Below are 10,996 nucleotides of genomic sequence, written 5' to 3' on the forward strand. Positions count from 1 at the left end.
AAGGGACGGAGATCATGAAAAAGATCTTGCGGTTCGGGAGTGCAGGGAACGGGCGTCCAAGGTGATCAAGCAACGAAAACACTGCTGCATCATCGCAGCGAGCTCGCGCATTCCCCTCCTCATATGAGCTGTTGCCGGGACCCTGGCGCATCCCGGAGGACTGGGCGGCGACCCTCCTCCAGTCGCCGCCCGTTGCGCTCACGGCAAATTGAAGATTTTGCGGGTGAACTCGGCCGTCACGTTGTGACCCGTGGCTATGCCGAATACTGGGTACACGGTATTCGGCCCGCTAGCAGCCAAGCCCATGTAATCGCCGAGGAAATGGCCACGCGCCACCGGAGCATCAAGTATGTTGAACGAGGTTTCGGTCAGTTGCTTCTCATCGCCCCAGTTGGCAGAGTCCGTGCACGAGGTGGAGGTAGAGCAGAAGAGCGCGAAATAGTCGGTGCCCTCGATGCCAGATGTCTTCCCGTCATTACGAAAGTCGTAGTACGTCACCACGATCGTCCTGCCGTCGCCCGACGCCACCACCGCGGGGATGAAGGCCTGCTGACGGCACGCGTTCGTGGCATTCGTCGGCGTCTTGTTGATCATCACCGGCGGCGACCAGGTGACCCCGCCGTTATCCGACTCGCTGAAAACGATCCCGTCGATCGGGATTGACCCAGTGGAACTTGTGGAGGTGGGGCACATGGCCTTCGAAAAGCGATCGTCCTGCCAGGCGAGATAGATTGCCCCCGTGACCCGGTTCACAGCGACACTGTAGAGGATAGAGGCATCGCGTATCGGCTGGCTGGTGTCCGGAGTGACCACTCCGGACACTTGAATATCGCTGGCGAACGCCGGTCCGCTCCAGTTCGCCCCCTTATCCGTGGACTTTATATAGCCTACGTTGGCAACGCCAGGCGCCGTGACATTGATCGCGGTGAAGAAATCGAGCAGGGTCCCATCAGGCAACACCTGCACGATGTTGTCGATTGTCTGTTTGTTCGTGCCCGGCTGGTAGATCGGGGCGGCCGTGCTCCAGGTCACGCCGTTGTCGGTGGATCGCGAGAAGAAGGTCGGGCCGGTGAAATTGAACTTAAAGACCGGAGCACCGCCCGCTGCAGCGTTAAGCAATTTGCGCGCGATTGCGACACCATCGTTTTCCGCAAGCAATTGAGCAGCGTCGCTGCTGTGCGGGAAGACGCTCAACTGATCCCACACCGCATAGACGTATCGGTTCGCGGTCGGATCGGCCGTGAGCGAGTTCTTGTCATTTAGCACGTGCGGCGAGTTGTTGCGGATCAGCGTAACCGGAGTTTGCCACGTCGCGCCGTGGTCGACGGAGCGGCTGACCAGCATCCCGCTATTGCGTGCTCCAAACGGAGTCGTCGGCTTCATGGGGTCCACCGCCAGCGACATGAAGAAGGCCGTTCCGTCTTGCGCAAAGTCTACCCAGGGATCCGACGCGCGACTGAATGCACCCCCGGTGCAGTCGGTAACGCCGGTCGGGATCGAATTGGTCCAGTTGCTGCCCGCATCTTTGGAGACAACGCCGACGGTTCCGCGTGAGCCACCGTCGTCCTACCGGTCCTGCTGGTGGCCGACGAGGAGGCGATCCGCGTTGGTTGGATCGGCCGCCACCCATGGCTCGATCGACGTGGCTGGATAAAGGACGCTCCCGAATGCGGTCTCCTGCGCGTGCACTTTGTCGGCAGTGCATCCGGTGAATGGATCGCCCGCCCGTCCAGGTGGCCGCGGGCGATCCATTCACCGGATGCACATCACCGGCACCATGACTCTCGCAGTGTGAACGGCCGATTCACGTGCGAAAAACGACTTGCCCCGCCGCAAAACCACCGCTTGCTGCCATCCACCGAGAGATTCACCTGCAGAAACACACTAGGTCGCGGCAGCCTCATTTGTGTGAAAAATTCATTACGGATGCCAGTTAGTCACGCGGCGTTCCCACCTCTATTGACGTGGCATGGGGCATGCAGAAGATCGGTCAGAGCATGTATGTGCTTGTAGAAGCATGGCGCCTCAAATCAACGTGCGCTTTCGACGGCAGAACCGGGCTCTGCCCCACTGCTTTCATACCCGCAATAAGGTCCATGGCAGGAAGAAGATGACCCGACCGTCGGCGGCCCAAGTTGTGGACAACCGGTCGGCGACAGGGAAAGGCAATGCGTGAAGCGTCGCCAGTTTCTGCGGAATACTGATGGATCGGAGGGGGCGATGAGTCACGCTTTGCGCGGCTGCTGAGTACCCTGGCTCTGCGACTGGAAGCTGCCGCCGCGAATAAGGTCGGGCTGATTTGCCATCAGGCGGGAAAGCTCGGAACAGAGCCCATCGACCCGGCCTTTCAGGTAGTTGTTGAACATGCCGGAGACCATGGTCATTCCCCCTGCATCCTCTGGCCGGAGCCACCAAATTCGGGGTGATTGAACTGGGCCATGCTGCCGTTACCGCGAATCACGGACTCCAGCATGCTCATCACGGCATCCGTGCTGAACCCATGTCGCTGGGCTACTTCTTCGATCAATTGCTGGCCGGCGGGGGTGAGTTTTCGCATGGTGATCCACTCATGGTTTCTTCCGACACCGGGTTATTTAAACCGCAGCGCCGCCTGCTCGTGCCGGACGGGGCAATTCAGCGAAGATCGCGAAAATTAGGCAACGTGGCTCGGGAACAGTTCAGTGCACCGGTGCCATCGCAGCAGCGAATTTCGAAGTATTCGCAAGCCACGTAGATCGCGCCTGCGGACAGGGAGAACGAGGTTCGCATCGCCTTCCAACGTCGACTCGCGGAGCGCGAGATTCTGGCGCAATATAAGGGTGCGGCAACCGTCGACGAAGACGGAGGCAGGCGTGGCAAACTCCACTAGGGTCGAGCTGTTTTGTCGGTTATTCCTTGGTCTCTTTGTGGGCTTTTTTTGCATAACAGCCGCCCTTTTCGTGCGTTACATGTCGGTGAACCAACTGCCGCAAGTAACCGTCGTGCAGTTGAAAAGCGCATCACAAGCCTTGTCGGGAAGCGCCCCGGCAGTCCCATTCTCATCCGCTTCCCAATCCCAACCGACAACGCCCTCGCTAGATACTGAGGAAAAGACACTCATTGCGTCGTCGGCCTCCACTATCGTCACGTTCATCGTGGCTGCGGTGACTAACTTCCTAAGCTGGCGGAAGGACAAGGCGAGGGCGACCAAAGAAATGCGGGACGCGTCCCGCTAGTTCCTCGAACTGGAGAGGATGCGACTCGACCCGCGCGCCGTCAGCCGTGCGACTTGGTACGCATGCCGCCCACGCCGACCTTGCCACGCCCGACACGGCCGGTTTTGCTATGCGCCGAACTGCTAGGGCGCAGCTTCTTCCTGGAAACGGCCGTGAACGTCACATGATCTGCAGGGTAGTAAGTCGCCCTGTGCACCGCTGCGTGATAGGCCGGATGGACCGGGTTGAGGGCGAGCTTGACAGTTTTCACGCCGTAAAATTTTCCACTGCCCTTGATTACGTCCCCCAGCGGAACCGACAGCGATTTGCCACACCGCGCAGGGGCGTTCCCGGACCCGATCTGGTCGAACCAGGCGTCCGCGCGCACGACCGCATACTTGACGCCGTTGACGGTGACATATGTCGCTTTCTCGCCGAGCTCGTAGTTGGGATCCTTGACTTCGATTGCCATCGATGGACACCTCCTCGGACGATACCGACACTAATAGTTTAGTGCCAGCGCCGCGATCGACGCCGTTCACCACACGCCACAATCTCTGTGGGATTCATCCGGATCGCCGGCTTATAACCGGCTTCGACGCCCGCGGCCAGTTGCCAGATGGCCGTCACGTTCTTTCGACACAAAATGGCGTCGACGGGCGGAGAGACATTAGGGTCGTCCACCAAAATCGAACCGATTGTGTCCTGACCGCGAATGGGTGTGCGCTCGTGAAGCAATCCCAGAATACGGCTGGCGAGCGCAGCGACCACGGGTCCGAAGCGGAAGGATTCGGTTAGCGTACGCTCGGGCGCGTCGATCTGGGCCATTGCATTGACTGCGCCGCGCCATTCATAGATTTGCTGGTAGGGGTCGCCGACGTAGATGATCTGCGCGTGGCGCTGGAGGCCAAGCACCGAGAGCATGACGCCATCGCTGTCCTGCGCCTCGTCGAACAGGATGAAGTCCGCATCGATACGCGGTTCGGTCTGCGCCCAGACTTTTGGATAGACGTCCGGCGCAATGACGCTGCGCCCGCGGGGGGCAGTGCTTTCATTCCACAGGCGCACTACGCAGGGAAGCAACGATTCGCGCAGCCAGTCGGCCGCATTTTCATGTACCTTTTCGTCGACAGGGATGTGGGAAGCCTCCGGCCGCAGCTGCGCCGAGCGGCAGAACCTGCCCAGTCCGTCGCTGCGCTTGGCGCCGCCCGTCTCGGGTGGCTAGCGGCTGACGGCGATTTCTCTGTCGTAATCCGTACGCCGCTGGTGTTGGAGGAGTTCTATCCTGACGCTGACCGGCATTCGACACTGTGGCGGCGGCTGGCATCGTTCCGGACCTTGTACAGCCAGTTACGCCCGCTTTTCCCACAATGACGCGTATTCAATCCGGCACCAGTAAGTTTGTGCTCCCGGATCGAGCGGTCCCTTATTCAGGCTAATACAGCTAATCTCATGATTTACGGAAAGGTCAATAATGTGACAACGCCGTCCCATGTACACCAGAATAAATACCACGCTGCCTTGGTAATGCGGCACGCCTACGCCTCATCTTCCCAGTCGTGCCAACCGACCGGATGCGACTCCAGATAGCGGTTCACCGCCTGCCCGACAGTAGGAAAGAAGTGTTGCTCGCCGATCATCTCGAACAGGCCGTAATGCTTCAGGCTGTCCTTCACAGGCCCCTTCAGCTCCGCGAAGCATAGCGTCACGTTCAATGCAAGCAGTTCGTCATGGAGTCGGGCGAGCGAATCGGCGGCGCTGAGGTCAACGTCTGTCACCGGCTCAGCTGCGATCACGATCCACGCGGTTTTCGTCGGCGCTTCGCGCACTGCCTGCAGCATGCGCTCGCGAAAAATCTCCGTGTTTGCGAAGAAAAGCGGCGCATCCCATCGCAGCAGGACGAGCCCGGGAATGCGGCGGGCTTCCGGATGGCGGGCGGCATCGTGATAGCCCTTCATATGATCGACGCGACCAAGCACAGCGCAATACGGACGCCACCCGCGCCACAGGAAGCCGAGAACCGCGAGCGCAAGCGCAACGCCGATGCCGTTCACGACGCCGATCATCGCGACACCGACCAGACAAACGATCGATTGCACGAACTCGCTCGGCCTGAGTCGATAAAGCCGCCACACGCCGCGCACCTCGAGCAGCCCGAGACAGGCGGCGATAACGACCGCGGCAAGTGCTGCCTGCGGTGTGTTACGCAGTGCCTGTGGAGTGAACAGCAACAGCCCCGCGACGGTCAACGCGGCGACGACACCCGTCGCCTGCGTCTTCGCCCCCGCCGCCTCCGCGACCGGTGTGCGCGAACCGCTCGCGCTCACGGCGAACCCATGCGCGATGCCCGCCGCGATGTTCGCGAGCCCAAGCGCGACGAATTCCTGGTTGCGATCGACTGCTTCCCCGCTGCGCGCCTCATAGGTGCGCGACAGGATGCTGATATCGGTGAACGAAACGAGCGCGACGGCGGCAGCACCGCCGAGAAGCGCCGCCCATTCGTTGAGTGCGAGCGCCGGAATGCGCAGCGCCGGCAGCCCTTGCGGCACGTTGCCGACGACCGCAATCCCGAAGCGCTTTGCGAGATCCAGCGCGGCGACCGCTACTGACGCACCCGCGACCGCAATGAGCACGCCGGGCACCTTTGGCAAGTAGCGCCTGCAGCCCAGGATCACGACGAGCGCCGCGACGCCGATCGTAACGGCCAGTTCATTGGTCTTGCCCGCGACGACGCCGCTCACGAGTTCGCGCACCTGCTGCGGAAATGAAGCGCCGTGCACCTGGAAGCCCAGCAACTTGGGTGTTTGTCCGAGTACGATCGTCAGCACGATGCCGTTGAGATAGCCGTAGCGGATCGGCAACGACAGCAGTTCGGTGACGAAGCCCAGCTTAAGCATGCCGACCACCATGCAGATCGCGCCGGACAGTAGAGCAAGGCCGCCCGCGAGGGCGAGCGCGTGCTCCGTATTGCCGTGCGCAAGCGGCGCGACGCTCGCGGCGATCAGCGCGACCAGCGCGGAGTCCGGACCCAGCACGAGGATCCGGCTCGGGCCGAAAAGGGCGTAGGCAAGCAGCGCCGCGAACGATGCATAGAGCCCGGATACGGCCGGCAACCCGGCGGCTTCCGCGTAGGCCATTCCCGCAGGCACGAGGACGGCGCTCAGGCTGAGGCCCGCGATCGCGTCGTGGGGCAGCCATGCAAGCCGGTAGTTCCGTGCCACAGCAAGCCCGTTGACCCAGCGCGATACGATACGCCCGGCGTGATTCGATGGCCGCTCGGGCTTACTGGTGTCTGGTTTCACGGGGCAGCGCAGGTCGAACCAGAGCGGCTGGTGATCGGAAATGCGGCTCGCAGTGATCCACCCCGCAACCGCGAAGCACGGCTTCGGGTCCCCGGCGAGGAAAATGAAATCGGATGCGAACGGTTGGTCGAGCCATTGCTGATGATCGCATGAACCGATCGTCGCGGTTGGGTTGGAAGCTGCATCACGCCGAGTGGATGCAGATCAACGACATTCACGGCGATGCGTCGCGGCACCACCGATCGAATCGCGCGTGTCGCGGTCCACAGCCATCCTGTAGCAAAAAAGTAGGAACTTCCGCGAACCGCGCCTTGTCCACGAAGCTCGCAGCCGCCTGATCGGGCGGCACGAACCGCGAGGAGGACGTATCGATGGAAAAAGGACGTGTTGCCGCGCTCGACGGTGGCCGGGCGCTCGCGATCGTCGGTGTCGTTGCAGTACACCTGTCGTTCCAGTTTCCCAATCTGCCTCACAGCGTCACGCTGCTGGCGCGCATGGGCCAATACGGCGTGCAGCTGTTCTTCGTGATCAGCGCGATCACGATCTTCATGACGCTTGAAGCAGACCACGGGCGTTGCGCGGGTGCACGGCACGTCACATTGCGTTTCTATATCAAGCGTTTCTTTCGCATTGCCCCAATGTATTACGCCGCAATCGCCGTGTATGGACTGATCAGTTACGGCGCGACACAGTCAGGCTACGAACCCGCATGGGTGCTCGGCGCCCACGGCGCAACGGATATCCTGCTCAACGTGCTGTTTCTGCACGCGCTGTCGCCGACCGCGATCAACAACGTGGTGCCGGGAGGGTGGTCGATCGGTGTCGAGATGCTGTTCTATCTGATCGCGCCGCTGCTGTTTTTCGTCGCGATGAACCGCACGCGGTTACTGATCGCGACAGCTTTGTTGCTGGCACTGTCGGTCATCGCGTTGTCGATCGGCGACTGTCACGGCACGCTCGACTGTCATGTGACGAACAACTCGTTCAGCTATTTCTGGCCGCCAGTACAAGGGCCATGCTTCATCGTTGGAATGTGGGCGTGGTACGCGTTCCGGTCGCATCTAACGGGCGCATCCAGCGTGACGTGGCGCACAGCGTGGCTGATTTTTTCGCTCGCCTCAGGTTTCGCGCTCGCGACGGCGGCGCTTGGTGTGTGGCTCGCGAAAGCACATGAACTCGCGCCGGTCTTCGCCGCGTGCAGCGCAGTCGCGTTTCTGTTATTCGTCTGCTCGCGCAGCCGCCCCGCGCCGGGCGACGATGCTCGCGGGGCGTACATGCGTCGCTGTGCCGACGCGCTGGGCCGCGAAAGCTACGGTATCTACCTGTGGCACTTCATCTGCGTCTACGTGACGTTGCACTTTTTCGAGCGCGTGTTCGGGCAGAGCGGCCGGGAGACGTCGCTCGTGCTCTTCGTCGCGACGGTGCTGGCGGTGCTCGCCGCGTCGTATGTGCTCTCACGCGTCTCCGACCGGATGATTCAGGGACGCGCGACGCGTCTATCGCGCAGCATCCTCGCACATGTCGACCGGCGCTTTCACCGGAGTGGCTGAGCGTGACGATCTCGACGAGGTGCTCATGTTGTTGCGCAGCGAGCCTTATCTGCTCTGGAGACCGGTCGATCAGCAGGGCACCGGACTACGACGGGCCGCCCGCGTCCGCCTTGACCCTGCGGGATGTGTTGCGCTCCAGTCTCATGTACAGGTTCGCCGTCACGATACCGAAGACGATGTGAACGAACAGGCTGGCCCAGTTGCGCGCTTCTGCGAACCACGGAAAAAACCGTGTCATGCCGTAGAAATTAATCAGGTAAACGGCTGCAGCGAAAGCGCCACCCGCCAGTGAAGCCATTCCCATGCTCGAGTCAAGGTTGAATGACGTCATGATCAGACCGAGGATAAGCGCCAATCCGATGGCAAGGGCAAAATGCACCACAAAGGCCGCGAGCACGATGCCAATTGAGAATGCTTGCGGCGATTGCAATGCGCCTCGTCCCAGAATGATCGCGGCGACCATGCGTGGGGGCTCCAGCAGACTTCCGCCCGTCGTCAGTGCCATCAGGATAACCCCTAACGCCAGGAACACAGCGCCCGCGATGACGCCTGCCAGCACGGCTGCCCGCCAGTCGGGCTGGCCGTGTGTGAAATGGTGGGAATCCATGTGAAGTTGCACAATTTTTCTCCCGATTGATTCGAATAATTCATTCTAGTCCTCCAACTCGCGAGACTGATAGCGCCGCATGGCTATCGCCACCCCGACGGATGATCCTCGTTCTGGCGACGACGTGGCGTGATGTATGGAGCCAACGGTGAACTGATTGAGCGTGCGCGGGGCCTGTATAACGCGGGGCTAAACCCGGCTGAGGCGGTACACGGTTTATACGGCGTGCCGCACTGATCTCCGGTCGATGCCGTCGCTCCAGGTCGGCCCCGCGGAACACATCCGGGCGGCCTCGGGTTAAACACGCAGGTCGCTCAATTGTCGTCTGACCTGCTCGGTAGATGCTCGTGCGGGACCGGTTCAGCTTCCGCTGCATCAGGAACATCACCCGGAGTGCCCGGCGTGGCTTTCGGCGCCGGTGACCTGGTGCCTGGCGTAACGCCGTGGACGGGGTGGTCCGGAAGCCCGGGCTGGTGAATCGGTCGTGTGGTCGGGTCTGAGGGCATGATTTCCTCCTATGCTGACGTGACCGGCAACCACCATCTTACTTCTATCGGAGACGCAGGACGTACCGCCCCAAGCCCAGTATCTGGCTGCCTTCAGCGAAACCGCAGACTGCTGACGTGGCCCGTCGAGCGCGACCGAACGGTAGCCGCGTGTTATACCCGCTTCGCACACCGGCCACACGATCAATCCTGTGAAGAACAGGAAAACGGCATGACCCTTCGAACGACGGGCGTGGAGCGCTACCGAACAGACGTACCTCTCGCAGGTGGGAGATTCGCCTCCGGCAACACACCGGGCGCAGCGCGAAATGTATCGCGCGGACGCTGGCCTTCAAGGCCATCGCTAGCGACCCCAATTGACGATCGAGCAGCCGGTTGAAAGGCGCGCATTCGGGCGCGATGCCCGGCCGCGCCTGCACGCATGGCATCATCGGACGCTATCCGGCCGATGGTGCGCGCGGAAGCGCTCGACCAGAACGGCGGCAAAGGCGTAGTGTTACATAGCGGACTGTTCAGAGTGGACGGCATGGAACCCGACCGCGGCACCACGGCATAGTCCCGGCGCGTGCCACCGCATGCACCTGTGCCTCGGCGCGGGTGAGGTGGGGCGGCATAGTCTGCAACCGCTAGACAACGATGGAAGGAGGCCACATGTCACTCATCGTCGCAGCACGCTTTACGACATTCCCCGCCGCTGAAGACGCGGCGCAACGGCTCTTCAATGCCGGTTTCGTCGAGGAGGACGTCACCCTGTTTTTCGTCAATCCGCCCGGCCAGCACGCACGTTTTCGGCCCGGCGGCGATACCAGCGCCGACGCAAACGCGAGGGAGGCGCCGAAGGGTGCCGAGATAGGCATCACGATTGGCGCAGCGGTTGGCGCCGTGGTCGGCGTCGGGATCTTCGCGGCGTTTTCGGCGCCGCTTATCGTGTCGCTGATCGCGGCCGGGGTGAGTGCGTATGTCGGTTCATTGGTCGGCGCGATGGTGCGCACGCGTGAAGCCAGCAACGAAGAAACCCGTGATTCCGGCGTGCTGGTGGCCGTACACGTGTCGCCGGACAGCCAGTCGGACGCCGCACGGGTGCTGCGCGATGCGGGAGGCGCGGCGATCGAACGCGCGACCGGCCGCTGGCAACAAGGGCGGTGGGCCGACTTCGATCCGCTCAGGCAGCCTGTGCCGCTCAACGAATTCAGTGAGAAGCACGCCTGATTTGAAGGTGTTTTTTGCTGAGATTTTCAGCGAGCCAGGAAACAAAAACGGCCCGACATTTGTCGGGTCGTTTTGTATTCAGAGCGGTGCGTTCCAGGCACGCCCCATGCGGATAGATCCATGAACCCCGCTGCTGCGTGAAAGTATGCACTCCCGATGGGCATTGCCGATTCGCTGGTGCGCGTCCCGGTCGGCATTGAAGACGAAGCCGACCTGCTGACTGATTTCACCCAGGCGCTGGACGCAACGGCCGTCGCCTGAGGAACGGTCGGCGAAGGGGTCAGTGGAAGAAGAGTTCCCGCATGCCGAAGGTGTGATGCGCTTCGGCAGCCATCAGCACCAGCAGCACCAGCAGGCACAGGGGCGGTATCAGGATGGCGTACACCAGCGCCAGCCGCTCCCACATCATGTGCATGAAAATCGACACGATCAGCCCGGCCTTGGCGATCATGAGCACGACGATCAGCGCCCAGCGCAGCAGGCCCTGCACGTGGAAGTAATCCACCATGTACGACATCGTGCTCAGTACGAACAGCAGGCCCCAGATCTTCAGGTAGATGCCGATCGGATGCTGCTGGCCGTGCGCGGCGTCGGGTCGATGGGCGGGATCGGTGTGGTCCATGGTCTG

Annotated in this window: 11 protein-coding genes and 1 pseudogene; 4 read left to right on the forward strand and 8 right to left on the reverse strand. The window is 61.7% G+C overall.

Annotated features, from left to right (window positions below; genetic code table 11):
- Nucleotides 1-198: 198 nt before the first annotated feature.
- From AC3WOG_RS26100 to AC3WOG_RS26125, 6 genes are all read right to left on the reverse strand, one after another.
- On the reverse strand, nucleotides 199-1,383 hold the full coding sequence (locus AC3WOG_RS26100) for a sialidase family protein (RefSeq protein WP_492580764.1): 1,185 nt from the start codon (nucleotides 1,381-1,383) through the stop codon (nucleotides 199-201).
- Between the two features lie 842 nt (nucleotides 1,384-2,225).
- Nucleotides 2,226-2,384 carry a hypothetical protein gene (locus AC3WOG_RS26105; RefSeq protein WP_492580765.1) on the reverse strand — a complete coding sequence of 53 codons (159 nt, stop codon included), beginning with the start codon at nucleotides 2,382-2,384 and terminating at the stop codon, nucleotides 2,226-2,228.
- Nucleotides 2,381-2,557 carry a hypothetical protein gene (locus tag AC3WOG_RS26110; RefSeq protein WP_492580766.1) on the reverse strand — a complete coding sequence of 59 codons (177 nt, stop codon included), beginning with the start codon at nucleotides 2,555-2,557 and terminating at the stop codon, nucleotides 2,381-2,383. The genes AC3WOG_RS26105 and AC3WOG_RS26110 overlap by 4 nt, the downstream gene beginning before the upstream one ends.
- A 698-nt stretch (nucleotides 2,558-3,255) precedes the next feature.
- The gene (locus tag AC3WOG_RS26115) at nucleotides 3,256-3,666 is read right to left on the reverse strand and encodes a hypothetical protein (protein ID WP_492580767.1); all 411 of its coding nucleotides are present in this window, start codon (nucleotides 3,664-3,666) and stop codon (nucleotides 3,256-3,258) included.
- Between the two features lie 38 nt (nucleotides 3,667-3,704).
- Nucleotides 3,705-4,262 (reverse strand): UvrD-helicase domain-containing protein, encoded by a 558-nt coding sequence (locus AC3WOG_RS26120; RefSeq protein WP_492580768.1) that lies wholly within the window; start codon nucleotides 4,260-4,262, stop codon nucleotides 3,705-3,707.
- Nucleotides 4,263-4,732: 470 nt separating this feature from the next.
- Complete coding sequence (locus AC3WOG_RS26125) at nucleotides 4,733-6,496, reverse strand: SulP family inorganic anion transporter (protein WP_492580769.1); 1,764 nt, start codon at nucleotides 6,494-6,496, stop codon at nucleotides 4,733-4,735.
- Nucleotides 6,497-6,867: 371 nt separating this feature from the next.
- On the opposite strand from AC3WOG_RS26125, the gene AC3WOG_RS26130 reads away from it, so the two are divergent.
- A complete protein-coding gene (locus AC3WOG_RS26130; RefSeq protein ID WP_492580770.1) occupies nucleotides 6,868-8,046 on the forward strand; it encodes an acyltransferase family protein in 1,179 nt (392 codons plus the stop codon).
- Nucleotides 8,047-8,131: 85 nt separating this feature from the next.
- Here AC3WOG_RS26130 and AC3WOG_RS26135 read toward each other — a convergent pair whose 3' ends face one another.
- On the reverse strand, nucleotides 8,132-8,653 hold the full coding sequence (locus tag AC3WOG_RS26135; RefSeq protein WP_492580771.1) for a hypothetical protein: 522 nt from the start codon (nucleotides 8,651-8,653) through the stop codon (nucleotides 8,132-8,134).
- A 927-nt stretch (nucleotides 8,654-9,580) separates the two neighbouring features.
- Here AC3WOG_RS26135 and AC3WOG_RS26140 point away from each other — a divergent pair.
- The 3 genes and pseudogenes from AC3WOG_RS26140 to AC3WOG_RS26150 form a co-directional block, all read left to right on the forward strand.
- Nucleotides 9,581-9,715, forward strand: a complete 135-nt coding sequence (locus AC3WOG_RS26140) for a hypothetical protein (protein WP_492580772.1) — start codon at nucleotides 9,581-9,583, stop codon at nucleotides 9,713-9,715.
- A gap of 95 nt (nucleotides 9,716-9,810) precedes the next feature.
- Nucleotides 9,811-10,368, forward strand: a complete 558-nt coding sequence (locus AC3WOG_RS26145) for a hypothetical protein (RefSeq protein ID WP_492580773.1) — start codon at nucleotides 9,811-9,813, stop codon at nucleotides 10,366-10,368.
- A gap of 156 nt (nucleotides 10,369-10,524) precedes the next feature.
- Nucleotides 10,525-10,629 (forward strand): annotated as a pseudogene (locus AC3WOG_RS26150) (PLP-dependent transferase); the annotation flags it as partial.
- Nucleotides 10,630-10,648: 19 nt separating this feature from the next.
- On the opposite strand, the gene AC3WOG_RS26155 reads toward AC3WOG_RS26150, so the two are convergent.
- Nucleotides 10,649-10,990, reverse strand: a complete 342-nt coding sequence (locus tag AC3WOG_RS26155; protein WP_172167237.1) for a cytochrome C oxidase subunit IV family protein — start codon at nucleotides 10,988-10,990, stop codon at nucleotides 10,649-10,651.
- Between the last annotated feature and the right edge of the window lie 6 nt (nucleotides 10,991-10,996).

This window comes from Paraburkholderia sp. FW306-02-B, assembly GCF_058782725.1.

Excerpts from the sequence above, each read along its gene's own strand:
- AC3WOG_RS26155 (WP_172167237.1), bottom strand. The coding sequence starts at position 10,990 with ATGGACCACACCGATCCCGCCCATCGACCCGACGCCGCGCACGGCCAG.
- AC3WOG_RS26135 (WP_492580771.1), bottom strand. The coding sequence starts at position 8,653 with ATGGATTCCCACCATTTCACACACGGCCAGCCCGACTGGCGGGCAGCC.
- AC3WOG_RS26145 (WP_492580773.1), top strand. The coding sequence starts at position 9,811 with ATGTCACTCATCGTCGCAGCACGCTTTACGACATTCCCCGCCGCTGAA.
- AC3WOG_RS26130 (WP_492580770.1), top strand. The coding sequence starts at position 6,868 with ATGGAAAAAGGACGTGTTGCCGCGCTCGACGGTGGCCGGGCGCTCGCG.
- AC3WOG_RS26100 (WP_492580764.1), bottom strand. The coding sequence starts at position 1,383 with ATGAAGCCGACGACTCCGTTTGGAGCACGCAATAGCGGGATGCTGGTC.
- AC3WOG_RS26105 (WP_492580765.1), bottom strand. The coding sequence starts at position 2,384 with ATGACCATGGTCTCCGGCATGTTCAACAACTACCTGAAAGGCCGGGTC.
- AC3WOG_RS26110 (WP_492580766.1), bottom strand. The coding sequence starts at position 2,557 with ATGCGAAAACTCACCCCCGCCGGCCAGCAATTGATCGAAGAAGTAGCC.
- AC3WOG_RS26140 (WP_492580772.1), top strand. The coding sequence starts at position 9,581 with ATGGCATCATCGGACGCTATCCGGCCGATGGTGCGCGCGGAAGCGCTC.
- AC3WOG_RS26115 (WP_492580767.1), bottom strand. The coding sequence starts at position 3,666 with ATGGCAATCGAAGTCAAGGATCCCAACTACGAGCTCGGCGAGAAAGCG.